The sequence below is a fragment of the Motiliproteus sp. SC1-56 genome (genome assembly GCF_017309075.1).
In the GTDB taxonomy this organism is placed as follows: domain Bacteria; phylum Pseudomonadota; class Gammaproteobacteria; order Pseudomonadales; family Balneatricaceae; genus Motiliproteus.
Genome location: NZ_JAEMGS010000017.1, coordinates 21,042 through 46,617, shown reverse-complemented (window position 1 = coordinate 46,617; position 25,576 = coordinate 21,042). Strand labels below are relative to the sequence as shown.

Below are 25,576 nucleotides of genomic sequence, written 5' to 3'. Positions count from 1 at the left end.
TTGATTTATACAACACTACAATCTCGTCTTTAAACTTTTAAACAACTTTAGCAAATCTTTTTCACGCCCAGCATTAGCTTCCAAAATTTTAATAGATCCATCACCGCACTTAATCGTAATACCTTCCCTGCTTCTTTCAAAAACAGCACCAATTGGCGCATATATTTCCCTACAATCCACTACTGCTTTTGTGATATATATTTTATTTCCTGATGAATCTATAGTGTAAGCTCCAGGATAAGGATACGACTGTGCTCTGATAAAATTTATTATATTTTCCACTGACCACTGCCAATCTATTCTTCCATCATCAGGAGTTCTCAAAGAACAATACGTAGCCTCTTCATTATTCTGAGGGCACAGCTTTACCGACCCATCCAAAATACATTGTAGATATCTATCTATAATATCAACTGCTAAATCATCGGCCTTCAAAAGAGCAGATAACACGTCATCACCCTCTTCTAAAGTAAAGCTTTCCCTAACAATATAATCTCCATCATCCATTCCAGTAGAAATCTTGAATAATGTAACCCCTATATTTTTTTCACCATTTATTATTTGCCAAACAACAGGCGCATTACCCCTATATTTTGGCAGGTAGGAGTAGTGTATCGCGTAAAAATCATTTTTTTCCAAAAGAGGCTCCGGTATCAAGTAATACCAACCAACCAAAAAAACTTTTTTCCCGGAAAACTCTTTAAGAGCAAAATCTAGACCCATTGGATTTATAATTAATAATTCCAAGCCTCTTTCTTTAACAAAACTACAATAATCGTCGAAACAGCTTCTTATATCAACTCTATCATCAAAGGTTATTACTTTTAATATTTTATCAGCACATAGACTATATATCTTTTTTAATACCTCAAAACCTGATCTCTTACTACCAATAAATATTATTTCAGACATTTGATCAACGACCCTGAAATAGTATTAACACCTGATCTATCTAAATTTTCGTATAAAGGCAGAGCTAAGCCAGACTGATACAGATAAGACCCATTCTTACACTTAAACTTTGAATCACTATAAATGCCAATACTGCTTAAGCTTTGCGCCCCAAGATTGACCTCAGTACCTTTCCCTCTCATGCTTTTAATCAACTCGTCTCTATTAACCTCTGCATCGAGAGTGATCATCAATGTCTGCCAACTATGGCCTTCTACTCTAGCTGGTAACTTGATTATTCCTCGCTGTTCAAGGGCAGAAAGCTCGCTCCGGTAAACCTCCACCAACGCGGCCCTATCCTTGATCCACTTATCCAGGTCTGGCAGTTGGTGGCGACCTAGCACCGCCTGAAAGTCTGTCATTCGGTAGTTGAGCCCCGGCTCAATAAATTGAACTTGGCTGCCAGTTCGCTCCATACCATGACTACGTAATCGTCTTAGTCGCTTGGCCAACGAAGGACTATTAGTTGCTAAAGCCCCTCCCTCTCCGGTAGTCAGCGTTTTACGCGGGTGGAAAGAAAAACAGCCGATGTCACCCAGAGTGCCAACCTTTGTTCCTTTGTAGGTCGCTCCCAGTGCACAGGCGGCATCTTCGACAACAAAGAGGCTATGTTCTTTAGCCAGCCGGTTAACTTCGTCCATTTGTACCGGACAGCCAAATTCATGTACGGGCATGATTGCTTTAAGCTGATCAGGGCCATTCCAGTCTCTGATAACTGACTCAAGATTTTCTATAGAGAGGGTGTAGGTATCTCTGTCAACATCTACGATTACCGAAGTTGCCCCGGTAATCTTGACCACATTCGCCGTTGCGGGGAAGGTAAAGTCAGGGACAATAACGGCGTCGCCTGGCCCGATGCCCAGAGAAAGCAAAGCGAGGTGTAAAGCAGCAGTTCCTGAAGAGGCCAGCACAACATCGCTACAGCCTAGATATTCCGCCAACTCATATTCAAAGGCTTCGCACTGAACTCCCTGCACCAAGTTGCCCGACTTTAATACGTCAACGACTGCTTCGATGGCAGCATCACTAATATTGGGCTGAGAGAGCTTAATCACGATTAACTCTTGAACATATCGGTGAGCGGAAGCAGGGAGCTTTCATTATTTGCTATCCAGGTAGCTGTACGCTTCAGGCCTTCATCAAGGTCCACCTTGGCTTCAAAGCCGATCAACTCCTTTGACTTGGCCACATGAGGAATACGTAGTTCAATATCGGCAGAAAGAGCATCGCGGAACACTATCTTGGATGAACTACCAACTACCCGACAAACCGCTTCCGCAAGTCCGTAGATTGTCGTCACTGCACGTGCGTTACCTATGTTGAAGGAATGCCCCACCGCGTTCGGGTGCTCTAGCGCACAAAGAACACCTTCGACCATATCATCGACATAACACCAGGCACGGATCTGGCTGCCATCGCCAAATATTAAAAGATCTTCGTTTTTTAGGGCCTTACGCACAAATATCGACAAAGCGCCTTCACCCGTCTGTCCAGGCCCATAAACATTGAACGGGCGCACCGTCACTGTGGGCATGCCGTACTGTTTAAAATAAGCATGGGACAAGTGCTCGCCTGCCAATTTGCTCACCGCATAGGTCCAGCGCGCTTCGCCAACAGCACCGGTAACTGTTTGCTGACCCTCATCGACCTTAAAGGCCATTGATCCAAAAACTTCCGATGTTGAGAATTCAAGAAAACGCTCTATCCCCCCTAACTCATTAGTGGCTTGCAGAACGTTAGCGGTACCCATCATATTGACGCGCATGGTATTTACGGGGTTGCTCACCGTAGATTCAATACCGGCAATCGCCGCGGCATGAACCACCAGCTGGGCTCCTGTCATGGCATCCTTCAATGCCGCGTAGTCAAGCACGTCGCCCTGAACCTGGCGGACATTAGGGTGATAGTTATAAGGGGTCCCCTTCAGGGTATTTCTCGTATAGTTGTCATAAACGACAATTTCATTCTCATCGGCTAACTTTGAGATCAGCATGCTGGCAATAAAGCCAGCACCTCCGGTAATGAATATTTTCTTTCCTCGAATCATTAACAGCACCCAATATATTGTTGATCTAGTTAGTTCTATTGTTGAGAGCGCACTGAGTCTTAAGGCTCGAATTATTCAAACAGATCCCCACCTAATACTCAGTAAATTAGATGATTGATCCATTCAGCTTGTAAGACGGTTAACTATTAAAGCCTGATCCTCTGTATCTACATAAGGATGCATCGGCAAACTCACCACTCGTTCTGCCAAACTTTCGCTCACCGGCAAACAAACATCCTTATCACCCACCGCAGGCTGTCGATGCAAGGGGATCGGGTAATGGACAGCGGTCGGAATCCCGGCACTATTCAAAAACTCTTGGAGTTGAGCACGCTGCTCCACCTGAATCGTATACTGGGCATAAACACTGCTGTTTTCAGGTGCGATATAGGGCGGTTCGATTCCGGTGTGTTCTTTTAACAGCTGGGCATAGTGGTCCGCCACCTGCTGGCGTAGTTTGATCTCTTCCGGAAATATCTTCAGCTTTTCCAGCAGGATGGCCGCTTGGAGGGTATCCAAGCGGCTGTTGATCCCTACCCGAATATGGTGATAGCGCCGGTCCTGTCCGTGGCGTGCGATCTGGCGCAACACGGTGGCCAGTTCATAGTCATCGGTGAAGAGCGCTCCGCCGTCACCATAACAGCCCAACGGTTTGCTGGGAAAAAAACTGGTACAGCCGATCGTCGACAGGCCGCAGGAGCGTCGCCCTCTATAGGTCGCTCCGAAACTTTGGGCACCGTCTTCAATGACGGCCAGCCCATGTCGCTCAGCAATTGCATTAATGGCTTCAAAATCGGCACACTGGCCATAGAGCGACACCGGCATGATCGCCTTACTTCGCTCCGTGAGCGCCGCTTCGATCAGTGCAGGATCCAAGTTGTAGGTGCGTGGGTCAACATCGACGTAAACGGGTTTAGCACCCAGCAGCGCCACGGTTTCGGCGGTGGCGATATAGGAAAACCCGGGAACGATCACCTCGTCACCCGGCCCAATACCCAGCCCCATCAATGAAATCTGCAGCGCATCGGTGCCGTTCGCACAGCTGATACAGTGTTTAACACCAACGAACTGCGCCAGTTTCTCCTCTAATTCATCAACTTCCGGGCCTAGAATATACTTGCCGTGAGCCAGAACCCGCTGAATTGCCGCGTCAATGTTGTCCTTAATCCTCAGTTGCTGCGCTTTTAGATCGATAAACTCCATGATCAGTCCGTTAACTTGGTCAGAATTGCGCCTTCGAGACGATAGCGCTCCCCACTATGTGGGCAACGTGCCTCGGCCTCGCCGCTGAGCGGCAGATCCAGCTGCTCACCAAACTCGCTCATCCAGCCAACCTGCCGGGCCGGCACGCCGACCATCAACGCATAGTCGGGCACGTCTTTATTGATCACCGCGCCGGCACCGACGAAGGCAAATCGGCCGATGGTTATGCCGCAGACAACGGTACAGTTGGCGCCAAGGGTCGCGCCCTGTTTCACCAGGGTATCGCGATACTGGTCTTTGCGCTCGATCAGCGAGCGGGGGTTGTAGACGTTGGTGAACACCATGCTGGGGCCACAGAATACCCCCTCTTCCAGGGTCACGTTGTCATAGACGGAAACGTTGTTCTGGATCTTGCAGCGATCACCGATCACCACTTTATTGCCGACAAAGACGTTCTGCCCCAACGAGACCCGACTGCCAATACGGGCACCTCCGCAGACATGTACAAAGTGCCAAATACGGGTGTCTTCACCGATTTGGGCCCCCGGGTCAACAATGGCGCTGCCGTGAATGAAAACGCCCATCAACTACGGCACTCGATAAAAGGGTGTGCCTGTGCGCCCGCCGCCTTCAGCGGCGCGTTCCTGATAGTGGCTACGGTTTCAATGGCGACGCGGTTCTCCTCCAATCCATAACCCCGCCCAGCCAGAATCTCCTCGTAGCTGCGAGTATGGAGGTCGGTAAAGCCGCCCGAAAATTCTATCTCTTCGCCATCGACTGTGATGGAACGGAAAGTTCGCTGGCCCTGTTCCTTCACACTTGTGGGGATATCATTGAAATCACAGGAAAGAAACCAGCGAACGCGCGCGTTCTGATACTCAAGAAAGCCGGCAGCACGGGTTTCCTCGCGCAGATACACTTGATTATCCTGCAGTTCACCGAACAGGAAGTGCAGCATGTCATAAAAATGCACGCCGATATTGGTGGCAATCCCTCCGGATTTCTTTTCGTCTCCCTTCCATGACTGAAGATACCAGTTACCACGCGAGGTGATGTAGGTCAGATCCACCTCGTACTTTTGGCTTGAAGCCGCTTTACGGATTTTCTCTCGCAACGCAATAATGGCCGGGTGTACTCGCAATTGCAGAATGGTGTTCACCTTACGCCCAGTATCCCGCTCAATTTCTAACAGGCCATCGATATTCCAAGGGTTCAGTACAATCGGCTTCTCGCAGATAGCGTCAGCACCTGAGCGGAGGGCAAAGCGCATATGGGAATCATGGAGGTAATTCGGTGAGCATATTGAGACATAATCGACCCCGCAGTCACCGCTCTCTCGCCGCAACTTATCGATATGGCGGTCAAAGCGCTCAAACTCGGTAAAAAAGTGAGCCTCGGGGAAATAGCTGTCAATGATACCCACCGAGTCGTTAGGGTCCAGAGCCGCTGTCAAGTTGTTGCCTGTCTCCTTGATCGCCTTCATATGACGAGGCGCGATATAACCGGCGGCACCGATCAATGCAAACTGCTTCATTCTGGTCAAATCCTCAAGAAAGCCGTGCAATGATTAAAACATAACACGACGTGCCAACCCGTATGACAAGGGTCAACGGGAACTTCGACTGAAGGGACGAAGTGGCGGAAAGTTAGCTTTTATAAAATGTCTGATACCACTGCACAAACCTAGCCACCCCCTCTTCCACCGGCACGCTGGGCTTGTAGTCCACCCACTCCACCAGAGACTCCACATCGGCATAAGTGTCGGGAACGTCCCCAGGCTGCAGCGGCAGCAGGTTCATCTCCGCCTTTTTACCCAGGGCCTTTTCGATGCAGTCGATGTAGGTCAACAGCTCCACCGGGCGCTGGTTACCGATGTTGAAGACGCGCCAAGGGGCCTTGCTGGTGGCGGGGTCCGGGGTCTTGCCGGTCCAGGCGGGGTTGGGGTCAGCGGGTTTATCGAGGGTACGAATTACCCCTTCGACGATATCGTCGATATAGGTGAAATCGCGTCGGTGCTTGCCGTAGTTGAAAACGTCGATCGGCCGCCCCTCGAGGATGGCGCGGGTGAAGAGAAACAGCGCCATATCGGGGCGCCCCCAGGGTCCGTAGACGGTGAAGAAGCGCAGGCCAGTGGTTGGCAGGTTGTACAGATGGCTGTAAGTGTGGGCCATCAGTTCGTTGGACTTTTTGGTGGCGGCGTAGAGCGAGAGCGGATGGTCGATGTTGTCATGCTCCGAGAAAGGCATGGTTTCGTTAGCGCCGTACACTGAGCTTGAGGACGCGTAAACCAGGTGCTCCACCCCGTGATGCCGACAACCCTCGAGGATATTGAGGAAACCAACGATGTTGCTGTCGATGTAGGCGCGGGGGTTCTCGATGCTGTAACGCACTCCGGCCTGGGCGGCAAGGTGAACGACCCGATCGAAGCCTTGCCCGGAGAACAGTCGCTCCATACCCTGACGATCCTCCACATCCAGCTTTTCGAAGCTGAAGCACTCGGCGCCCTGGCTTTCGCGAATCCGCTCCAACCGGGCCTCCTTCAGAGAAACATCGTAGTAATCATTGAGGTTGTCGATGCCAACCACTTCATCGCCCCGCTCAAGCAACCTGAGGGTGACATGGGAGCCGATAAAGCCTGCGGCACCGGTGACCAAAACCTTCATATAAATTTCCTACTTTCTCTTGCACTCATTGCAGGGTATCGAGCAGCTTCGCGCCCTAGTCTAGCCTTACCGCTACGCCGCACGGCCGAGGACTTACAACCGGGCGTCCACCATTTCCCGCGGCAGCAAGTGTTTAATATCAAAAATCACATGGCTCTGTTTGCCAAATGCCTTAATGCGTTCCGGCCCCATGGCCTTAAACTCGTCATGGGCCACGGCAACAATCACCGCATCGTATGTGTCCACCTGGGGCTCGGCGACCAGCTCCAACCCATACTCCTCGCAGGCCTCCTGCGGGTCCACCCAAGGGTCGTAGATATCCACTTCGGCATGGTATTCGGCCAGCTCTGCGACCATGTCCACCACCCGGGTATTACGCAGGTCCGGGCAGTTTTCCTTGAAGGTAAGCCCCAGAATCAGTACCCGGCTGTCCATCACCTGGATCTTTTTCTGGGTCATCATCTTAACCACCTGGGAAACCACGTGTGCTCCCATGCCATCGTTTAGGCGTCGGCCGGCCAGGATAATCTCCGGGTGGTAACCGACGGCCTGGGCCTTGTGGGTCAGATAGTACGGGTCGATACTGATGCAGTGGCCTCCCACCAGCCCGGGCCGAAAGGGCAGAAAGTTCCATTTGGTACCGGCTGCGGCGAGCACCTCGCCGGTGTCGATACCCAGTTTGCCAAAAATGATGGCCAGTTCGTTTATCAGGGCGATGTTCAGATCACGCTGAGTGTTCTCGATTACCTTGGCGGCTTCGGCCACGCGGATTGAACTGGCCTTGTGGGTGCCGGCCTTGATGATTGCGCCGTAAAGCCGGTCCACGAAATCAGCTATCTCGGGGGTGGAACCGGAGGTCACCTTGAGGATGCTTTCAATCCGGTGCGCCTTGTCCCCGGGGTTTATCCGTTCCGGGCTGTAGCCAGCGAAGAAATCCTGGTTAAAGGTCAGCCCGGAGACCTCCGCGAGGATGGGCACGCAGACCTCCTCGGTGGCGCCGGGGTAGACGGTGGACTCGTAGATCACCGTGTCGCCGGGTTTGAGTGCATGCCCCACCAATTCAGAAGCGCGACGCAGGGGCGTGAGGTCCGGCTGCTTGTGGACATCGATAGGTGTGGGCACGGTAATGACAAACACGTTGCACCCTTCCAACTCCGCCGGACTGTCGGTAAAGCTAAGCCGGCCCGCGCCCAGCAGCGCGTCCCTGGAAACCTCGCGGGTGGAATCCTCTCCCGCCCGCAGTTCGGCGATCCGCGCCGCCTTGATGTCAAACCCCAGGGTCTGGAACCGGTTACCGAAGGCCACGGCGAGGGGCAAGCCCACGTAACCCAGGCCAATAACGGCAATTCGGCAATCCTTATTCTCCATACGTCGCTCCTTCACGATTACGCTTCCTGCTTATCCGGGGGAGGCGTGGGCCGCTTTCCAGAGAAGGTCTTCGATCCCACACTGCGGCTTATACCCAACCACTTGAGAATCTAGCAGCTTTCTGACCGACTCGACATTTTCTCTTTCCAGCCCTTCGACTAACGCCTCTAGCAACTTTTCCAGGTCCGCGTAGCCGGGCCCCTCCTCCCGGGCGCGAAGAATCCGCGGGTGCTCGGTGGGGGTGACGTTTTCGCCAATCAGCAGCTCTTCATAGAGCTTTTCCCCGTGGCGCAGCCCGGTGTAAAGAATCTCGATGCCCTCATCGCCACTGTTCTCCGCCACCTGGTGACCGGAGAGGCGGATCATACGACGCGCCAGATCGGCAATTTTCACCGGCTCGCCCATATCCAGCACGAAAAGATCTCCCCCCTGCCCCATAGAACCCGCCTGAAGCACCAAGGAAGCGGCCTCGGGGATAGTCATGAAGTAGCGGGTAATCTCCGGGTGGGTTACGGTCACGGGCCCCCCGGAAGCCACCTGGCGCTTGAACAGGGGAATCACCGACCCTGAGGAGCCGAGCACGTTACCAAAACGCACCATGATAAAGCGCGTGCCCCGATTCTCCGGTGCCGCCTGTAACCCCTGCAGCACCATCTCCGCCAGGCGCTTACTCGCCCCCATGGTGTTGGTGGGGCGCACCGCCTTGTCGGTGGAAACCAGCACGAAATGAGCCACCCCTTCGGCCAGCGCGGCCCGGGCCATGGCCAGGGTACCGAGCACGTTATTACGCACCCCGGCCACCACGTTATGCTCCACCATGGGGACATGCTTGTAGGCAGCGGCGTGGTAAACGGTGGTCACCTCGTAGGCCGCGATCACCTGCCGGTTATGGGCTTCATCCACCACCGACGCAAGCAGAGGAACCAGCTCCGTGGAGCTGTTTTCAAGCTGCTGGCGTCGCTTGAGCAACTCCTGCTCGATGGCATAGAGCGCCGGCTCCGCATGGTCCATCAACAGCAACCGAGTTGGCCCCTGAGCCAGAATCTGCCGGCACAGCTCCGCGCCGATGGAGCCCCCCGCCCCCGTTACCAGCACGCTCTTTCCCGTGACGCACGCGCTCAGAAGCCCGCGGTCCGGGGCCACTTCCTCACGCCCGAGAAGGTCAGTGATGTCGACCACGTTCAACTGGGTCAGGTCGGCACGGCCCAGGGCGATGTCATCCAGCGGCGGCATAGTGCGCACCGCCACCTGCACTTCCTCCAAGGCGTCAAGAATCCTTCGCCGCTCCTGGCGCGTGGCGCTGGGCAGTGCCAGCAGCACCTCCAGGTTCTCGTAACTCTGGCGCAGTTCAGGAATCAACGACTGCCCCCCCAACACCTTGAGCCCGGCTATCTGCTGGCCGTGCAAGCTCGGATCGTCGTCCACAAACCCCAGCAGGTGGACCGCCGAGCTGTGCCCCAGGGAAGCGGCCAGCTGGATACCGGCCTCGCCTGCGCCGTAAATCAGAAAATACTTTCCGCGCCGGGCTCGAAAGGCGCCGGAGACGAACCAGCGCGCCACCTGGCGGCTGCCGCCGACGGTAATACAGAGCACCATCCAGAAAATAAACGGCAGGGAGCGGGGCGAAAAAAGATCAATGTCGATAAACACCGGCAGGTAAAAGGGCAGTAATGACCAGACCAGGGCCACCAGGGCGTTGGCGTAGCCGATGGTCATCATGGCCCGGTGGCCGATGTAACGGATAACCGCCCGGTAGAGCCCCAGGCGGATGTAGATAGGGAGGGCGATCAGGGGCAGCGCGGCAAACAGCAGCCACTGGCTGCCCTCGGGTACGTACAATTCACCCAGGCGCAAAGAGAAAGCCAGCCAGAGTGACACCATCATCAGCACCGTGTCGATGCCGGCGACGGTCAACGCTTTCTGCGTTCGATTAAGCCGTAAAAGGGCCTGAAGCATGAAAATTTAGCATATGAAGATCAATGACTAAGATCTTAACACGCTATCACCCCGGCCTATGGCGAAATATTCAAAGCCAAGTGCTTTCAGCTGAGCGGGGTCGTACAGGTTACGGCCGTCAAAGATGGCCGGGCGACTCAGTTTCTGCTTGATCAGGTCAAAATCAGGGGCCCGGAAGCTCTTCCACTCCGTGCAGATCACCAGCAAGTCGGCCCCTTCCAGCGCCGCTTCTTGAGTCTCCACCAAGGCCAAGTCATCCCGCTCTCCGTAGATACGGGCGGTCTCCTTGGCGGCCTCGGGGTCAAAGGCGCGCACCCGCGCCCCGGCGGCCCAGAGTCGCTCCATAAGCGCACGGCTTGGCGCCTCACGCATATCGTCGGTCTTGGGTTTGAAAGCCAGCCCCCAGAGCGCCACGGTAATGCCTTGGAGGTTACCGTCCAGATAATTCTCGATCCGTTCAAAAAGGCGCTCCTTCTGGCGGGCGTTGACCGCCTCTACAGCCCGCAGCAGCTCGGCATCGTAGCCTACGGCACCGGCGGTATGGGCCAGGGCCTTCACGTCCTTTGGAAAACAGGAGCCGCCGTAACCGCAGCCGGGATAGATAAAGTGGTAGCCGATGCGCGGGTCCGAGCCTATGCCATGACGCACGTCCTCGATATCCGCCCCCAGTTTTTCCGCCAGGTTGGCGACTTCATTCATAAAACTGATTTTGGTGGCCAGCATGGCGTTGGCGGCGTACTTGGTCAGCTCTGCCGAGCGGATATCCATAAAGATCAGCTTGTCCCGCATGCGACTGAAGGGGGCGTAGAGCTCGCGCATCTGTCCCCGCACCCGCTCGGAGTCGGTACCGACAATAATGCGATCAGGCTTCATAAAGTCGCTGACCGCATCGCCCTCCTTGAGAAACTCAGGGTTACTGGCCACGTCAAAGTCCAGATCCAGCCCCCGCGCCTCAAGCGCCTCGGACACCGCGGCGCGCACCTTGTCAGCGGTACCCACCGGCACGGTGGACTTGGTGACCAGGGTCTTGGTAACGGTCATGGTCTCGCCCACGGTACGGGCGACCTCCACCACGTAACGCAGATCCGCCGATCCGTCCTCATCGGGCGGTGTTCCCACGGCGATAAAGATCATTTCGCTGGCTTCAACGGCGGGTGCTGCCTCGGTCGTAAACGCCAGCCGCCCCGCGGCGACGTTCTCCTCCACATAACTCTCAAGCCCAGGCTCGTAGATGGGAATTTCGCCGTTTTGCAGGCGGGCCACTTTCGCCGCATCAACGTCCACGCAGATGACATGGTGGCCGGATTCAGCCAGACAGGCGCCAGTTACCAGACCCACATAGCCGGTTCCAAAGATCGCTACTCGCATGGGTTAAATTGTTCCTTGTCCAGTGCAGGCGCATGCGCCAACGGTTAAGCGTAGGGAGATCAAGCATTATAAAGCAGGTGAACCTAAGGCTACAGGGGCACGTGCTTCCCGCCCGTCAGCCCCGGGATCGGAGCGACTACCAAAGCCCCCGGGTGTCGATCACCACCTTGCTGGTGATACGGGACACAGGGATGCCCTTGAACACCTTGTGGTCCACCAGCGTCACCAGCGTATTGGCGGCATCCAGTGCCTCCTCCATGCCCACCAACTCGATTCCGAGATCAGAAAGCGTGGGCGGCAACTCCCGAATGTGAGGCTCGACCACCAGCAGCCGCCCCAGCCGGGCTTCGCCCAGCGCGCGCACGATGGCCACCGCTGGGCTCTCGCGCAGGTCATCGATATCGGCTTTGAAGGCCAACCCCAGGCAGGCAATCACCGGGCGCTTGAACTCGTCCGCCGCCTGGCGCACCCGGTCAATCACGTAAGAAGGCTTGCTGTCGTTAACTTCTCGGGCGGTGCGAATCAGGCGCGCCTGCTCCGGGGCGCTGCTGACAATGAACCAGGGATCCACGGCGATGCAGTGCCCCCCGACCCCCGGCCCCGGGTTAAGAATGTTGACCCGCGGGTGGCGGTTAGCCAGGGGAATCAGCTCCCAGACGTTGATTCGCAGCCGGTCGCTGATAATGGAGAGTTCGTTAGCAAAGGCAATATTGACGTCTCGGTAGGCGTTTTCGGTCAGTTTGCAAAGTTCAGCGGTGCGGGCATCGGTCAGCACACACTCACCGCGCACGAAGGTTTTATAGAGCGCCTCGGCCCGCTCCGCACAGACGGGGGTGATGCCGCCAATCACCCGATCATTGGCCACCAGCTCGTGCAATACCTGCCCCGGCAGCACCCGCTCGGGACAATGCGCAATGTGCACATCAGGGTGGTCGGACTTGCCCATCGGAAAACCCAGGTCCGGGCGCAGCTCCGCCAGCCAGGCCGAGAGCTGCTCGGTGGCCCCCACCGGTGACGTCGACTCCAGCACCACCAGGTTGCCCCGCGCCAGTACCGGCGCAATCTCCTCTGCCGCCTGGCGGATGAAGCTCAGATCCGGCTCGTGCCCCTGCTTGAAAGGGGTCGGTACTGCGATCATAAAGGCATCGGCGGGCTCGGGCTCCAGGGTGGCACGCAGCTTGTTGGTGGTCACCACCGCACGCACAATAATGTCGAGATCCGGCTCGACAATGTGCACTTCTCCCCGGTTGATGGTCGCAACCGCCTCCGGGGTGACATCCACGCCAACCACGTCGATGCCACGTGAAGCCAGCACCGCCGCCGTCGGCAGGCCGATATAGCCCAACCCGATTACCGAAACCTTGTTGAATTCCATCTTGTACTGTCCTTTTAGGCTCTTAAAGCATCCGTTCGTTGCAGCGTCCGGGCCGCAGCTCAATCGAGCATAGCATTGATTTTAAGGGAAGTACGGGAGTCGCCCACCTCACTTGCGGACTTTCAGGCAGCGGTAGAGTCCTCGTTCAACCATCACCGCGTCCTTCGAATTCAATCGCAAGAGCCACTCAAGGAGATTCGCTCGCCAGAGCCTCGACAATGCGGGCGCAGGCCTGGCCATCCCCATAGGGGTTGTGGGCCCGGCTCATCGCGCTATAGTGGTCTGGATCATCCAGCAGCCGCGTGGCCTCGGTCAGAATTTTCTCATGGTCGGCGCCCACCAACCGGACTGTGCCCGCCTCCACAGCTTCCGGGCGCTCGGTGGTGTCGCGCATTACCAGCACCGGTTTACCCAGGGACGGGGCCTCTTCCTGAATCCCGCCAGAATCCGTAAGTATGATGTGCGCCTGGCCCATCAGGTAGACGAAGGGCAGATAGTCCTGCGGCTCGATCAGGTGTACGTGCGGCGCATCGGCGAGAATGCGCTTTACCGGTTCCTGCACGTTGGGGTTGAGGTGCACCGGATAAACTACCTGCACGTCGAAGCGCTCGGCGAGGTCCCGCAGGGCTCTGCAGATGTTCTCAAATCCTTCACCGAAACTTTCACGGCGATGACCGGTCACCAGCACTAGGCGCCGCTCTGAATCAAGAAAATCAAACCGTGCGGCAAACCGGGCCGTCAGTTCCGGGCTGGCCGCGATTCGACCGTGAACCTGCAGTAAGGCGTCGATCACGGTGTTTCCGGTGACCACCACCTGGGCCCGCCGCACCCCCTCGCCCAACAGGTTCTGCCGGGCACCCTCGGTGGGGGCAAAGTGCAGGTCGGTGATGGCGCCGGTCAGTTTGCGGTTGATCTCTTCGGGCCAGGGCGAGTAGATGTTGCCGGTGCGCAGCCCCGCCTCCACATGGCCGACCGGAATTTTCTGGTAGAAGGCCGCCAAGGTGGCGGCGAAGGTGGTGGTGGTGTCGCCGTGGACCAGCAGCCGGTCCGGCTTCCAGTCGGACAATACAGGTTCAAGCCCCTGAAGCACGGCGCAGGTGACGTCCGTCAGGGTCTGCCCGGGCTTCATCAAATTGAGGTCGTAAGCCGGCTCAATCTCAAAAAGCGCCAGCACCTGGTCCAGCATCTGCCGATGCTGGGCTGTTACGCAGACCCTTGCATCAAATCGAGCATCAACCTCCAGTGCCTTGACCAGCGGCGCCATCTTGATTGCTTCAGGGCGGGTACCGAAGACCAGCAGTAGTTTTTGCATGGATTGTCCTTTTCGTTACCAAACTGTCGCCCCGCTACGGCACAGCTTTGTCCATCGTCACGTTATAACTTTAGCGTCTAGCCTTTATTTCTAGCTTAATTGGCTTTTATTTCTATCCTAATCGGACTTTCTTTCTGACTGACGCCAGCACGAAGGTGATCTCACGTCCCCGCTTACCCCCCGGCGTGCTATGATGCGCCGTTGAACGACCATCCCCTTTTTCAAGGAGTGAATATGGAGAACCAGCCGTTGCTACCTGTCATCATGTCCGGTGGATCCGGCACCCGCCTCTGGCCCGCCTCACGCAGCGAGTGTCCCAAGCAGTTTCTGCCGCTGGTCAACGGTACTTCCATGATTCAGGATACTGTGCAACGCCTGGAGGGCATTGCAGAGCTGCGCCCCCCCATGGTGATTTGCAACGAGTCCCACCGCTTTCTGGTCGCCGAGCAGTTCCGCGCCATCAACCAGGACCACAGCGGCATTATCCTGGAACCGGTGGGCCGCAACACCGCCCCGGCGGTTGCCCTCGCCGCCCTTCACGCCTCCAAGAGCGGCGATGACCCGCTGTTGCTGGTGCTGGCCGCCGATCACATTATTCAGGACCGAGAAGCGTTTCACCGCGCCGTAATGCAGGCGCGCGAAGCCGCTCTTGAAGGGGCGCTGGTCACCTTCGGCATCGTACCCACCCACCCGGAAACCGGGTATGGGTACATTCGTACCGACCACAGCCGCCAGGGCAAGGATCACGCCCTGGCGGTCGAGCGCTTCGTGGAGAAGCCGGATGGCGCCACCGCCCAGGCCTACCTGGATGCCGGCGACTATTACTGGAACAGCGGCATGTTCCTGTTCCGGGCTTCACGCTATCTGGAGGAACTGTCCCAGCACGACCCCGCGATCGTAAACGCTTGTCGCCAGGCACTTGCCAAGGAGACCGCCGACCTGGATTTTATCCGCCTGGATGAAGCCGCGTTTCGCGCCTGCCCCGACGACTCCATCGACTATGCCGTCATGGAAAAAACCGAGGCCGCGCGGATGGTGCCTCTGGATGCCGGCTGGAACGATGTCGGCTCCTGGTCCGCCCTCTGGGATGTAGGCCAAAAAGACAGCAACGGCAATGTCATCAGCGGCGACGTGCTCACCAGCGAAGCCCATAACTGTTACCTGCGAAGCAGCGATCGCCTGGTCGGCGCCGTGGGCGTCGACAACCTGGTGGTAGTGGAGACCGCGGACGCCTTACTGGTGGCGCACAAGAGCCGGGTGCAGGAGGTCAAAGCGATCGTCAACCAGCTCAAGGCCGGACAACGCAGCGAGGCCGAGCAGCAGGCGCAGGTCTATCGCCCCTGGGGGCACTACCAGTCCATCGATGACGGCGAACGTTTCCAGGTCAAGCACATTCGGGTCAAGCCCGGCGAAAAGCTCTCCCTGCAGAAACACCATCACCGCGCCGAACACTGGATCGTCGTCCAGGGCACCGCCCGGGTGACCCGGGGGGACGAGGTGTTCCTGATCAGTGAAAACCACTCCACCTACATTCCCATCGGCGAAGTCCACCGCCTGGAAAATCCCGGCAAGATTCCCCTGGACCTGATCGAAGTCCAGACCGGCAGTTACCTTGGTGAAGACGACATTGTGCGGTTGCAAGACACCTACGGGCGGGGCTGAGCCAGGGGCAAGGGGAAGCCCACCCGGGCTGTAAACCCTTCCAGCGGTCATGCCGCCCCCGATCTTCCTACCATTTTCCAGATGACCCAAGAAGAGCTACGTGGGGCATGCCCGCTGGGAGGCCCCCGGAAGAGACTAGTGGGCCCACTTGCAATTTACTCGCTCCTGACCTAATCCCTTACTCCACTGGCGGTTTTAAAGGACATGCATATCGCCACTCGCCATGGAGGGTTTATCGATGCCAATCCGCTGGGGTTTTGCCCCTTTGCTCTGTCTCTGCCTTTTTGCTGGGTCGCTGCACGCCGCCACCGACGACCTTTACTAAGACGCCCAACGCCACCTTGAATCCGGCAAGTCCCGAGCGGCGATAATCCAACTCAAAAACCTGCTCAAAGAGCAGCCCGACCACGGCCCCGGACGCCTTTTACTGGGTCGTCTATATCTCCAGCAAGGGGCTTTTGGCGGGGCGGAAAAGGAACTGCGCCGGGCCCTTAAACTGGGGCAGACGGCGGACGACCTGCAGCTCCTTCTCGCTAGGAGCCTGGTCGGAATAGGCCGGCTCCAGGAAGCCGAAACAACCCTGCAAGCCTACAAACCCGCGAAAGCCGAGCTCATTTATCAAAAACACAAACTTGAGGGCGACCTGCTTGCCACCAAGGGTGCTTTCAGCCCGGCAGAAGAGGCCTACCTCCAGGCACGGAAGCTGGTTCCCCACGCGGAAATTGATGTCCGCTTGGCACAGCTCTATCTCCTGCACCAGCGCCCTGAAAGCGCCCTTGAACACGCCGAGCACGCACTGAATCAACCCGGGTACGCCGGACTGGAGGCCTACTTACTGGCCGCCAATGCGCAGCTACAACTGAATCGGCCAGACCAGGCACTGCAACATTTCACAAAAGCCCTCGAACAAGCGCCTAAACACCCGGCAGCGCTCCTCGGGCAAGCCCGAGGGCTGTTGCGCCAAGGCGACCTGGAGGGGGCTCGCTCGGCCGTCGATCAAGCGCTGACCCACGCCCCGGACTCCGACTCGGGCCTCTTTCTCTCCGCACTCATTCACCTCTCGAATGGGGAAGCCAAAAAAGCGAAAACCATTCTCGTGACGCTGTCGCAGCGGGTGAAAGACCCCGACCTAAATTATCTGCTGGGATACGCGCAGTTGGTGCTTGGAGAGAAGGATTCCGCACAAAGAAGGCTTGCCGAAAGCCTGACAGAGCACCCGGACCACCGAGGAACCCGACTGGTGCTGAGCAGCCTTTACGCCAGCTCCGGCGAACTGTCTCTTGCCGAAAGCACCCTGGCCCCCTTGCTGAACGACCAAGGGGCTTCGGCCGACGCCCTGGGCCTTGCCGGAAACCTTAGTCTCAGGCAAGGCAGGGCACACGAGGCAGCCCGCTATTTCTCAGCGGCGATGGCCGATAACGCAAAGGCTCCCCTTGACGGCCCCCTGGCCCTCGCCGAACTGCTTTCCGGGGATACCAAAAAAGGGATCGCCCGGCTTCAGGCGCTTACCCGCGAGACACCCAGTCCCGCTACAAGCGGGCTGCTGATTTCGTCCTACCTCAGCTCCGGCCAAGCGGAAAAAGCCCGTGCACTGGCTGACGAGCTCATCACCGCGCATCCTGAACAAGTCGAATATCACCTGTTGGCGGCACAGGTGGCCTATCGCACCGCCGACATAGGCAAAGCAAAGCGCTACTTGGAAGGGTTGTTGCGACAAAACCCTAAGGCGATCGCGGCCATGCTCGCCATGGGCAATCTGGCGGTCGAAGAGAAGCAGTTCGAGAACGCCCATCAATGGTATGAAAAAGCTCGGAATTCAGCCCCTGATGATCACCGCCCCATGCAGGCCCAGGTGCGGCTTTATTTGCACCAAGAGCAAGCAGCAAAGGCCTCGGAACTTGCCAATGCGTTTTACCAGAGCCATCCCGAACAGTTGATTGCAGTTCAGACCTATCTTGCAACGCTGTTGGCCCAAAACAGACAGCAGGACGCACTTGAATTACTTAAAAAAGAAACCGGTGGTCGCCACGCTGACAACCCCGCGCTCCTGCTAAGGAGGGTGGAACTCACACTGGCCAGCGACGCCAGGAAAAGGGCGCGCTCCTTGGCAGTGGAGTTGACCCTCGCTCATCCGGACTACCTACCCGGACAACTCCTCAAGGCGAACCTGATGATCGAAGATGGAGAAGCCACTCATGCGCTGGACTTGCTGGAAAGCCTCTCACCCACCAAAGGCGGATTGAGGCTGGCCCATTTAGAGCTGAAGGCCAGGGCACTGGCCGTGTTAAACCGTCCCCAGGAAGCCGGCGAGCTTTACGCCAATCTCTACGCGCAACTCCCCAAGCCGCAAATCGCCGTGCAGATGACGCGCCTGTTTCGCCAGGCAGGTCAACCCGAGGTGCCGCTTGAGATACTGACATCCCGCCTGCAGGAGGCGCCGGACGACCCTGCCGCACGCACCCTGGTGGCGGAGCTCTTTTTTCAGAAAGGCGATACCGCCAACGCCCTCAAGCATTACCAGCAGCTGACCGAACAACAGCCAGGGCACCTCGTGGCTTGGAACAATCTCGCCTGGCTCTATCACCAAGCCCGGGACCCACGGGCAGTAGAGGCAGCCGAAGCCGTTACCGGCTGGCACCGGAGGATCCTAACGTCACCGATACGCTGGGATGGATCTTGCTCCAGAGTGATCCGGAACGAGCCCTTGAGCTCATAAAGGCAGCAGCCGATGCGCCTCCTGAGTCAGCATCTGTGCAGTATCACTTCGCCACCGCCCTGGCAAAGCAGGGCCACAGCGAGCAGGCGATCGAGGTACTCACCGCCTTGGAGGGGACGCAATTTTCCGAACGCAAGGAGGCCGAACAGCTGGCGCGCAGGCTACGCCACTAGCACCACTGCGAACAGATCAGCTCGCCGCCTGAAAAAAGCTCAACGGTAGTCCTCGGGCAGGCTCAGGGTGAGTCCCCACTCCTTGAGGCGCTGTTCGGAGATCTGCTTGAAATGTGCCCGGACCGGGCTGCCCTTGGGCTTGAAAAGGTAATAGAGCAGGGTCGCGGCCTGCTCGTCGCTGAGCTCGTGCTCCTTGCCCCAATCGTTGATGAAGCAGGCCAAGGTATTTGATGAGCGATCCGGCAACCCCTTCGGCAGGGGTACGTCCAGCTCCTCGCCGGCAATGACCCGCTCGCAGAGGCGACGGTAGTTGAGCTCGAAGTCGGGGAACACCCGGTACTTCTCCTCGGTACGCAGACGGAACCACTCGGTTTCGCGACCGGCAAAGTAGACCGCCGGGTGGCTCCAGTCGTGCTGCAGGGGGTGGTCGGCGTAGCGGCAGGCCTCTTGGTAAGCGTTCAACGCCCCGGGCAGTCCGTACGCCTGCAGATCCTTGCGCAGCAGGCTGAGAAACTCGGCCACGGTGGGCATCCAGACGAACTCTTCCTTGGCCCGGTTCACCGCCGTCACCAACTCCTGTTCGCTGAAGCCACGCAGGCTCAGGGCCCACTCGCGCTTGGCGATGCGGATCTCTTCCTCGCTCTGAAAAGCGCTTTTGAACTTGTGCCCGTAGATGGTCATAAAGCGGGCAAAGATCATGTTGACCAGGGTCTTGGTTTCCCGGGGAATCGGATCGGCAGCCTGCTCCCCGGACCCTGCCTTGCGCTCACCAGTCGGTGTTGTGGATGTCCATGACTGCGTCGGTAATCCGCTCACGCCGTTCTGCCCGATTATTTGATTGATCTCTTTCACCGCTGCCCTCTGCCCGTTGTTCCCAGCCCTGGCGTTCTGCCCGCGCCTGCCGACTCTGCGCTTTCACCCACTGCACATTGACCCGCTTGATAAACTCCGAATCCCACGTGTGTTTTTTGCTCCCCCGCTCCATCCAGTAGCTGATGAACTCATCGATGCAGTCGTCGATAAACTCCACGGGAATATTGCGCTTACCCAGCAACTGGTAAGTGGTTTCGCTGGGACGCCACTCCAGGGTAATTTCCTGCAGCAAGCGGTTCTGGCGCTCGCGGCTCTCGAACAGGTGCTCCAGATCATCCTTGGGGCGCCGCCAGCCGGTACTGCCGCCAAAACTGGGGGCCGGCCCCCGAGGCAGGCCGCTGCCGACCACCACCCGCGGTGCCGGCATGGAGCGCGGTATTTGCGGCGCAGGGGGTGCCAGGCTAGGGCGCGACGCTGGTGCCGGTTCCTCCTCCGGTTCTGTGAGGACCCTCTCGGTGCCCTGGGTCTTACCAGAAGCTGCCGGCAGCTGAATCCGGATGCTGCCGTTAGGCCGGAACTCGGCCTCAAGCACCTGCTGGGAAACCAGGCTATTGGTGATCTGGGCCAGTTGATCCTCCTCCCAGAAAGGAGCCAACGCCAGCCACTCGTTGCGACGGGCGATAAAATAGCACCCCGTCTCATCCCGGTCGCCATGGTGCCGTGCGTACTGGTCATAAATAGCCAGCAAAATCGCCTCCTCAGCGCCGTAGCGTTGAGCGATGGAGGGGTAGAAAAGGACGGGAGGTTCCGGAAACAATCCGCTCATGGTCGCGCACTCTGGAAGCCGAAAAACGACGTCGAAACATTGCTGAGCAGCTTAACACAAAAGCCCGTGAGCCTGCCTGCTCCAGGTCACTCAAATCGGCGCAACCGGCGGCCCAGAGCTCAAGTTCCAAGGGCGAGAAAAGCCTGTAAAACGGGCTTAAGATCACCCTTTGGACGGTATCCAGAAGAAAAAACGCTCCACACCACGGCAAGTAGCCGTGGCGCGGAGCGTCAAAACAGGGATGCAGAAAGAGAAGCTAAATCTCCCCTTCTTTTACAGCGTGCGCGTCGGGAAGAACCCTACCCGGGATCAGGACTTGGAATCGACGAAATCCTTGACTGCCCGCAGCACGTCCTTGCGGCTGATCTGCCCCACCAGCTTACCGCCGTTCATGACCGGCAGACGCCGCCGCTTGCCGGCGATAAACTGCTCGGACAGGGCAATGATGTCGGCGTCGTGGGCGATCGTCTCGACGTCGGTGGTCATGAAGTCGCCGACTTTGCCGCCCATCTCCTCGTTGTGATAGGTGTAGCGCAGAATGCTCTTGAGGCAGTCCACCTCCGACATCATCCCGATCAGCGCGCCGCGCTCGTCCACCACCGGTGCCCCGGAGATGTTGGAATCAGCCAGGCGGTTGATCGCTTCAAAGAGGTCGGTATCGGGCTTGAAGGTGACCAGCTTGGTGGTCATGTAATCCTGTACTTTCACCGATCTCAACATAGAGTTACTCCTTACTCGCAACAGTTATGTGCACGGCGACGGCTCAGTTGAAAACCACCGTCTTATTGCCGTGTACCAGAATCCGGTCCTCAAGGTGCCAGCGCAGGCCCCGGGCCAGCACCATCTTCTCCACGTCCCGTCCAAGACGAACCATATCCTCGATTTCGTCGGTATGGCTGATGCGCATTACGTCCTGATCAATGATGGGACCGGCATCCAGGTCCTCGGTAACGTAATGGCAGGTGGCACCGATGAGCTTCACGCCCCGCTCGTGAGCCTGGTGGTAAGGGCGGGCGCCGGCAAACGAGGGCAGAAAGCTGTGGTGAATATTGATCACCCGATGCGCGTAGGCCTGACACAGGTCCGGCGGCAGAATCTGCATGTAGCGGGCCAGAACGATGGTGTCGATCTCGTTCTCCTCCACCAGTCGCCTCACCTCGGCAAACGCCTCGGCCTTGCGCTCGCGACTTACGGGCACGTGATGATAGGGGATACCGTGCCATTCCACCATGCGACGTAAGTCGTCATGATTGGAGACCACGCACGGGATCTCGCAGTGGAGTTCCCCGCTGTGGTAGCGATAGAGCAGATCCGCCAAGCAGTGTGCCTCGCGGCTGGCCATCAACATGACCCGCTTGGGGCGGGCGACATTCTCCAGCCGCCACTCCATGTTGAAGGACTGGGCAATAGGCTCGAACCCGCTGCGCAACTCTTCCAAAGAAAACGCCAGGCTGGCGGCGTTGATTTCATAACGCATGAAAAACCAGCCGGTGCTGCTGTCCGAATGCTGGCTGGCTTCGGTGATGGAGCCGCCGTGGCTGGAGATAAAGTTACTCACCATGGCGACAATGCCCACCCGGTCGGGGCAGGCGATGACCAGTCGGTACCTGGGTTCCATATAATTCAACGTCTCGATGCGGCGGGCCTTGCGCCCAAAAAAACAAAATATCACCGCATACTAACAACTTACAAGCCTGGAAACACCCGTTCAATCACCCTCGTACAAGCGTTCGCAACGCGCGGCACAGATAAAGTCGTTCCGGTGCAGCCCTTTGATCTTGTGGGTCCACCAGTGGACCTCCACCTCACCCCAGCGGGTGATGAGATCGGGATGGTGCTGCTGGCTTTCCGCCATTTCGCCGACGCGATTGGTGAACCCCAGGGCCTGGGCAAAGTTCTTGAAACTGAAACGGCGTACCAGCCGCGGCACCCCCTGCATCTCGACGATCTGCCACTGCGGAATCGCTTTGATCAACTCCCGCGCCTCGTCCTCCTCGACGCGTGGCGCATCCGCCCGGCAGGCTTCACACTGCTGCTGATCCAAATTACTCATCCCGTCACTCCTCGTTCGGCCACTGTTACGCGGGGGACGTGCTTCCCGTTTGCGCTTTGTCCTGTGGGAATAGTACAAAGCCGCGGCGAACACAACTCGCCCAGGGCCTGTCCACCCGGCGCCGGCCCGCGTTAGACTGCAAAGACCCTTTGCCCCCTTTCCTCCACACCCGCCATAGGACTGCAGGAGATACGCCATGAAGGATGAACGGCTGCAACTCCTGGCCCTACCCGACGCCGAACTCTATTACGCCCGCGGCTTTCTCGGCACCGATGAGGCCGAGCATTTTTTTCAAGCGCTCGAGAATAAGGTGGCTTGGCGCCGGGATGAAATCACTCTGTTCGGCCGCCCCGTGGCGGTTCCCCGCCTGCAGGCCTGGTATGGCGACCCGGGCACCGACTACCGTTACTCCGGTCTCGACCTGTCGCCTGAACCCTGGTTCGACGAACTGCAGGCATTGCGAGAACGGGTCAGCGCGGCCTGCGAAACCCCTTTCAACAGCGTGCTGATCAATTACTACCGCAACGGCAGCGACGGGGTTGGCTGGCACCGGGACAACGAACAGAGCCTGGGGCCGAGGCCGGTTATTGCCTCGCTCAGCCTGGGCCAATCCCGCCGCTTCAGCCTGCGCCACCGCGACCTACCCGAACACAAGCTGCAGCTGGAGCTTAACAGCGGTGACCTGCTGATCATGGCCGGGGCAACCCAACATCACTGGCTGCACGCCATTCCCAAGAGCCGCCGCCAATTGGCCCCACGGATCAACCTGAGCTTTCGCTACCGAATTCCGGGTCCCGGCGGCTGAAGCCCGCGCTCCCGTGGGGTACACTGGCCCCACCCTATTCGTCGAGGAGCTTTTCGTGCCGGTCAGTAGTCAACCCATCAGCGTCAGCCAGCTCAACCGCGAAGCCCGCCAACTGCTGGAACAAGGGTTTGGCATGCTCGAAGTCGAGGGGGAGATCTCCAACTTTGCCTGCCCCAGCTCCGGGCACTGGTACTTCACCCTCAAGGACAGTCTGGCCCAGGTTCGCTGCGCCCTCTTTCGCAACCGTAACCGCTTCCTCAAGTACCGCCCACAAAACGGCGACCAGGTGCGCCTGCGGGCCAAGGTCAGCCTCTACGAGGGGCGCGGCGAGTTCCAGCTGATCGGCGACTATCTCGAAGAGGCCGGCGCGGGCGCCCTGCAGGCGGCGTTCGAGCAGCTCAAGACCAAGCTGCAAAACGAGGGGCTATTCGACCCGGCCCACAAGCGCCCGCTGCCGAAACTGCCCCAGCACCTGGGGGTAATCACCTCGCCCACCGGGGCCGCTCTGCGTGATGTACTGAGCGTCCTGCGGCGCCGCTTTCCCGCCCTGCCGGTCACCCTCTATCCCAGCGCGGTGCAGGGAGAAGAAGCCCCCGCCCAGCTGATTCGGGCGCTGGCGCTGGCCAACCGCGACCGGCGCTGCGACGTGTTGATCTTCACCCGTGGCGGCGGCTCGCTGGAAGACCTGTGGCCGTTCAACGACGAAGGGGTCGCGCGGGCAGTTCATGCCAGCAAGATTCCCGTGGTCAGCGCCGTGGGGCACGAGGTGGATTTTGGCATCAGCGACTTTGTCGCCGACCTGCGCGCCCCAACCCCTTCCGCCGCCGCCGAGCTGGTCAGCCCCGACGCCAGCCACTGGCTGCAACAGTTCCAGGCCCTGGAGGCGCGGCTGCTCGGTCGCTGGCAGCAGCAGGCGCGGCTGCGCCACCAGCAACTGCGGGGGTTGCGCCAGCGGCTCCGACACCCGGGACAGCGGTTGCAGGAACAGGCACAGCGCCTGGACAACCTGGAACTGCGACTCAAGCGCCTGGCCCGGCAACAGCAGAACCAGCAGCGCCAGCGGCTGTCCCAGCTGCAAGCGCGCCTGCTACGCTGTCTGCCTGTAGGTCGCGTGCAGCAGTTGCAAGCCCGGCGGCGAGAGCTGGAAGAACGCCTGCAGGCCAGCCAGGTCCACCGCCTCGAACGGCTGCGGCTGCGACTCGCGGCCCAGGCCCAGGCGCTGAACGCCGTCAGCCCCCTGGCGACCCTTGACCGCGGCTACGCCATCGTCCGCGATGCCGAGGGGAACGTGGTGCGTGATTGCGAACAGGTCGCCCCCGGGGATCAGATCACCGCCCGCCTCGCCCGCGGTTCTCTGGCCTGCCGCGTGACCACCTGCCAGCCGCTCAGCAAGGAGCCCAACCCATGACCCGATTGCTCAACGTTCTCCCCCTCCCCCTGCTCGCCCTGCTGGCCTGGCCCGCGGCAGCACTGGAGCTGCCGACCCACGCGCCGGTCCCCGGCGGGGTAATGCACCTCCCCCTCGACAACACCCAGGCTGAGCAGCGGCCCGACGTGCGTTTTCAGGACCACCCGGTCATGGTCGTCCCCTCAGAGCAGACTGAATACGCGGAACAGGCGCCCTGGGTGGCCTTGATCGGACTGCCCCTCTCCCTTCAACCGGGCACGACCCAGATCTGGGTGGAAGGCGAAGAGGTGGCCATCAACGTGGAGCCCAAGACCTACAAAGAGCAGCGGATCACCCTGAAGAACAAGCGCCAGGTCAATCCGACCCCGCTCGACCTGGAGCGAATTCAACGTGAGAAGGTGGAAATCCTGCAGGCGCTGGAGAGCTGGTCACCCAGCGCCGCACCGGTGACCCGGCTGGAAAAGCCGACCGAAGGCCCCTATAGCAGCCCCTTCGGCCTGCGCCGGTTCTTCAACGACCAGCCGCGCCGGCCCCACAGCGGGCTGGATATCGCCGCGCCCCGGGGGACCCCCATCAAGGCCCCCGCCCCGGGACGGGTAGTGGCCACCGGCGATTACTTTTTCAACGGCCGCACCGTGATCCTCGATCACGGCCTGGGGCTGACCACCATGTACTGCCACATGGAGGAGATCAGCGTAACCGTTGGCGACGAGCTCGATACCGGCGACACCCTGGGTACCGTGGGCAGCAGCGGTCGCGCCACCGGCCCGCACCTGCACTGGGGAGTGAGCCTCAACGACGCCCGGGTCGACCCCCGTCTCTTCATGGAAGACGAGGCACAGTAGACGGCCATCGATGCGCCACCGCACCGCCGGCG

Annotated in this window: 23 protein-coding genes and 1 pseudogene; 7 read left to right on the top strand and 17 right to left on the bottom strand. The window is 58.5% G+C overall.

All coding sequences use genetic code 11. The features are described 5' to 3' along the window. Window positions 1-15: 15 nt before the first annotated feature. The 12 genes from JGZ97_RS16105 to wecB form a co-directional block, all read right to left on the bottom strand. Window positions 16-912: a methionyl-tRNA formyltransferase gene (locus JGZ97_RS16105; RefSeq protein ID WP_207063724.1), complete on the bottom strand. Its 897-nt coding sequence runs from the start codon at window positions 910-912 to the stop codon at window positions 16-18. Next, window positions 900-2,006, bottom strand: coding sequence for a DegT/DnrJ/EryC1/StrS aminotransferase family protein (locus JGZ97_RS16100; RefSeq protein WP_207063723.1), 1,107 nt, complete (start codon window positions 2,004-2,006; stop codon window positions 900-902). The genes JGZ97_RS16105 and JGZ97_RS16100 overlap by 13 nt, the downstream gene beginning before the upstream one ends. Window positions 2,007-2,008: 2 nt before the next feature. Then, window positions 2,009-2,998: an NAD(P)-dependent oxidoreductase gene (locus tag JGZ97_RS16095; RefSeq protein WP_207063722.1), complete on the bottom strand. Its 990-nt coding sequence runs from the start codon at window positions 2,996-2,998 to the stop codon at window positions 2,009-2,011. Window positions 2,999-3,121: 123 nt separating this feature from the next. Beyond that, window positions 3,122-4,201, bottom strand: coding sequence for a DegT/DnrJ/EryC1/StrS aminotransferase family protein (locus tag JGZ97_RS16090; protein ID WP_242521836.1), 1,080 nt, complete (start codon window positions 4,199-4,201; stop codon window positions 3,122-3,124). Window positions 4,202-4,203: 2 nt separating this feature from the next. After that, window positions 4,204-4,785, bottom strand: coding sequence for a UDP-2-acetamido-3-amino-2,3-dideoxy-D-glucuronate N-acetyltransferase (gene wbpD / locus JGZ97_RS16085; protein WP_207063721.1), 582 nt, complete (start codon window positions 4,783-4,785; stop codon window positions 4,204-4,206). Continuing rightward, on the bottom strand, window positions 4,785-5,735 hold the full coding sequence (locus JGZ97_RS16080; protein ID WP_207063720.1) for a Gfo/Idh/MocA family protein: 951 nt from the start codon (window positions 5,733-5,735) through the stop codon (window positions 4,785-4,787). The genes wbpD and JGZ97_RS16080 overlap by 1 nt, the downstream gene beginning before the upstream one ends. 112 nt (window positions 5,736-5,847) lie before the next feature. Continuing rightward, the gene (locus JGZ97_RS16075) at window positions 5,848-6,864 is read right to left on the bottom strand and encodes an NAD-dependent epimerase (RefSeq protein ID WP_207063719.1); all 1,017 of its coding nucleotides are present in this window, start codon (window positions 6,862-6,864) and stop codon (window positions 5,848-5,850) included. A gap of 93 nt (window positions 6,865-6,957) precedes the next feature. Continuing rightward, complete coding sequence (tviB, locus tag JGZ97_RS16070; RefSeq protein ID WP_207063718.1) at window positions 6,958-8,232, bottom strand: Vi polysaccharide biosynthesis UDP-N-acetylglucosamine C-6 dehydrogenase TviB; 1,275 nt, start codon at window positions 8,230-8,232, stop codon at window positions 6,958-6,960. A 30-nt stretch (window positions 8,233-8,262) separates the two neighbouring features. Next, window positions 8,263-10,188, bottom strand: coding sequence for a nucleoside-diphosphate sugar epimerase/dehydratase (locus JGZ97_RS16065; protein WP_207063717.1), 1,926 nt, complete (start codon window positions 10,186-10,188; stop codon window positions 8,263-8,265). A 27-nt stretch (window positions 10,189-10,215) separates the two neighbouring features. Next, window positions 10,216-11,556: a UDP-glucose/GDP-mannose dehydrogenase family protein gene (locus JGZ97_RS16060; RefSeq protein ID WP_207063716.1), complete on the bottom strand. Its 1,341-nt coding sequence runs from the start codon at window positions 11,554-11,556 to the stop codon at window positions 10,216-10,218. 136 nt (window positions 11,557-11,692) lie between these two features. Continuing rightward, window positions 11,693-12,931 carry a UDP-N-acetyl-D-mannosamine dehydrogenase gene (gene wecC, locus JGZ97_RS16055; RefSeq protein ID WP_207063715.1) on the bottom strand — a complete coding sequence of 413 codons (1,239 nt, stop codon included), beginning with the start codon at window positions 12,929-12,931 and terminating at the stop codon, window positions 11,693-11,695. Between the two features lie 187 nt (window positions 12,932-13,118). Then, a complete protein-coding gene (gene wecB, locus JGZ97_RS16050; RefSeq protein WP_207063714.1) occupies window positions 13,119-14,243 on the bottom strand; it encodes a non-hydrolyzing UDP-N-acetylglucosamine 2-epimerase in 1,125 nt (374 codons plus the stop codon). 234 nt (window positions 14,244-14,477) lie between these two features. Between wecB and JGZ97_RS16045 the strand changes: the two genes are divergently transcribed. From JGZ97_RS16045 to JGZ97_RS18255, 4 genes and pseudogenes are all read left to right on the top strand, one after another. Further along, complete coding sequence (locus JGZ97_RS16045; protein ID WP_242521835.1) at window positions 14,478-15,905, top strand: mannose-1-phosphate guanylyltransferase/mannose-6-phosphate isomerase; 1,428 nt, start codon at window positions 14,478-14,480, stop codon at window positions 15,903-15,905. 340 nt (window positions 15,906-16,245) lie between these two features. Continuing rightward, window positions 16,246-16,500, top strand: a pseudogene (locus JGZ97_RS18555) (tetratricopeptide repeat protein); the annotation flags it as partial. 138 nt (window positions 16,501-16,638) lie between these two features. Beyond that, window positions 16,639-18,621 carry a tetratricopeptide repeat protein gene (locus tag JGZ97_RS16035; protein WP_207063713.1) on the top strand — a complete coding sequence of 661 codons (1,983 nt, stop codon included), beginning with the start codon at window positions 16,639-16,641 and terminating at the stop codon, window positions 18,619-18,621. Then, complete coding sequence (locus tag JGZ97_RS18255; protein ID WP_242521834.1) at window positions 18,582-18,794, top strand: tetratricopeptide repeat protein; 213 nt, start codon at window positions 18,582-18,584, stop codon at window positions 18,792-18,794. The genes JGZ97_RS16035 and JGZ97_RS18255 overlap by 40 nt, the downstream gene beginning before the upstream one ends. A gap of 39 nt (window positions 18,795-18,833) precedes the next feature. Here the strand turns inward: JGZ97_RS18255 and JGZ97_RS16025 are convergent, their stop codons facing one another. From JGZ97_RS16025 to JGZ97_RS16005, 5 genes are all read right to left on the bottom strand, one after another. Beyond that, window positions 18,834-19,610 carry a replication protein P gene (locus tag JGZ97_RS16025; protein WP_370584083.1) on the bottom strand — a complete coding sequence of 259 codons (777 nt, stop codon included), beginning with the start codon at window positions 19,608-19,610 and terminating at the stop codon, window positions 18,834-18,836. Then, window positions 19,561-20,433: a DnaT-like ssDNA-binding domain-containing protein gene (locus JGZ97_RS16020; protein WP_207063711.1), complete on the bottom strand. Its 873-nt coding sequence runs from the start codon at window positions 20,431-20,433 to the stop codon at window positions 19,561-19,563. Before JGZ97_RS16020 ends, JGZ97_RS16025 begins: the two co-directional genes overlap by 50 nt. A 309-nt stretch (window positions 20,434-20,742) precedes the next feature. Further along, window positions 20,743-21,153, bottom strand: a complete 411-nt coding sequence (locus JGZ97_RS16015) for a CBS domain-containing protein (RefSeq protein ID WP_207063710.1) — start codon at window positions 21,151-21,153, stop codon at window positions 20,743-20,745. Between the two features lie 43 nt (window positions 21,154-21,196). Continuing rightward, window positions 21,197-22,051 carry a formyltetrahydrofolate deformylase gene (gene purU / locus JGZ97_RS16010; protein ID WP_207063709.1) on the bottom strand — a complete coding sequence of 285 codons (855 nt, stop codon included), beginning with the start codon at window positions 22,049-22,051 and terminating at the stop codon, window positions 21,197-21,199. A gap of 90 nt (window positions 22,052-22,141) precedes the next feature. Then, entirely contained in the window at window positions 22,142-22,486 is a 345-nt protein-coding gene (locus tag JGZ97_RS16005; protein WP_207063708.1) for a 4a-hydroxytetrahydrobiopterin dehydratase, read from the bottom strand. A 196-nt stretch (window positions 22,487-22,682) separates the two neighbouring features. Here JGZ97_RS16005 and JGZ97_RS16000 point away from each other — a divergent pair, with 196 nt between their 5' ends. Genes JGZ97_RS16000 through JGZ97_RS15990 form a run of 3 tightly spaced genes read left to right on the top strand, consistent with a single transcriptional unit; the run spans window position 22,683 to window position 25,544 of the window. Further along, entirely contained in the window at window positions 22,683-23,291 is a 609-nt protein-coding gene (locus JGZ97_RS16000) for an alpha-ketoglutarate-dependent dioxygenase AlkB (RefSeq protein ID WP_207063707.1), read from the top strand. A gap of 55 nt (window positions 23,292-23,346) precedes the next feature. Beyond that, window positions 23,347-24,699, top strand: coding sequence for an exodeoxyribonuclease VII large subunit (xseA, locus tag JGZ97_RS15995; RefSeq protein ID WP_207063706.1), 1,353 nt, complete (start codon window positions 23,347-23,349; stop codon window positions 24,697-24,699). Next, window positions 24,696-25,544: a M23 family metallopeptidase gene (locus JGZ97_RS15990; RefSeq protein ID WP_207063705.1), complete on the top strand. Its 849-nt coding sequence runs from the start codon at window positions 24,696-24,698 to the stop codon at window positions 25,542-25,544. The genes xseA and JGZ97_RS15990 overlap by 4 nt, the downstream gene beginning before the upstream one ends. The last annotated feature ends 32 nt before the right edge of the window (window positions 25,545-25,576 follow it).

Excerpts from the sequence above, each read along its gene's own strand:
- JGZ97_RS16080 (WP_207063720.1), bottom strand. The coding sequence starts at position 5,735 with ATGAAGCAGTTTGCATTGATCGGTGCCGCCGGTTATATCGCGCCTCGT.
- JGZ97_RS16075 (WP_207063719.1), bottom strand. The coding sequence starts at position 6,864 with ATGAAGGTTTTGGTCACCGGTGCCGCAGGCTTTATCGGCTCCCATGTC.
- JGZ97_RS15990 (WP_207063705.1), top strand. The coding sequence starts at position 24,696 with ATGACCCGATTGCTCAACGTTCTCCCCCTCCCCCTGCTCGCCCTGCTG.
- JGZ97_RS16005 (WP_207063708.1), bottom strand. The coding sequence starts at position 22,486 with ATGAGTAATTTGGATCAGCAGCAGTGTGAAGCCTGCCGGGCGGATGCG.
- JGZ97_RS16095 (WP_207063722.1), bottom strand. The coding sequence starts at position 2,998 with ATGATTCGAGGAAAGAAAATATTCATTACCGGAGGTGCTGGCTTTATT.
- JGZ97_RS16090 (WP_242521836.1), bottom strand. The coding sequence starts at position 4,201 with ATGGAGTTTATCGATCTAAAAGCGCAGCAACTGAGGATTAAGGACAAC.
- JGZ97_RS16045 (WP_242521835.1), top strand. The coding sequence starts at position 14,478 with ATGGAGAACCAGCCGTTGCTACCTGTCATCATGTCCGGTGGATCCGGC.
- JGZ97_RS16000 (WP_207063707.1), top strand. The coding sequence starts at position 22,683 with ATGAAGGATGAACGGCTGCAACTCCTGGCCCTACCCGACGCCGAACTC.
- JGZ97_RS16020 (WP_207063711.1), bottom strand. The coding sequence starts at position 20,433 with ATGAGCGGATTGTTTCCGGAACCTCCCGTCCTTTTCTACCCCTCCATC.
- tviB (WP_207063718.1), bottom strand. The coding sequence starts at position 8,232 with ATGGAGAATAAGGATTGCCGAATTGCCGTTATTGGCCTGGGTTACGTG.
- JGZ97_RS16105 (WP_207063724.1), bottom strand. The coding sequence starts at position 912 with ATGTCTGAAATAATATTTATTGGTAGTAAGAGATCAGGTTTTGAGGTA.
- JGZ97_RS16060 (WP_207063716.1), bottom strand. The coding sequence starts at position 11,556 with ATGCGAGTAGCGATCTTTGGAACCGGCTATGTGGGTCTGGTAACTGGC.
- wecC (WP_207063715.1), bottom strand. The coding sequence starts at position 12,931 with ATGGAATTCAACAAGGTTTCGGTAATCGGGTTGGGCTATATCGGCCTG.
- wbpD (WP_207063721.1), bottom strand. The coding sequence starts at position 4,785 with ATGGGCGTTTTCATTCACGGCAGCGCCATTGTTGACCCGGGGGCCCAA.
- JGZ97_RS16065 (WP_207063717.1), bottom strand. The coding sequence starts at position 10,188 with ATGCTTCAGGCCCTTTTACGGCTTAATCGAACGCAGAAAGCGTTGACC.
- wecB (WP_207063714.1), bottom strand. The coding sequence starts at position 14,243 with ATGCAAAAACTACTGCTGGTCTTCGGTACCCGCCCTGAAGCAATCAAG.
- purU (WP_207063709.1), bottom strand. The coding sequence starts at position 22,051 with ATGGAACCCAGGTACCGACTGGTCATCGCCTGCCCCGACCGGGTGGGC.
- JGZ97_RS16015 (WP_207063710.1), bottom strand. The coding sequence starts at position 21,153 with ATGTTGAGATCGGTGAAAGTACAGGATTACATGACCACCAAGCTGGTC.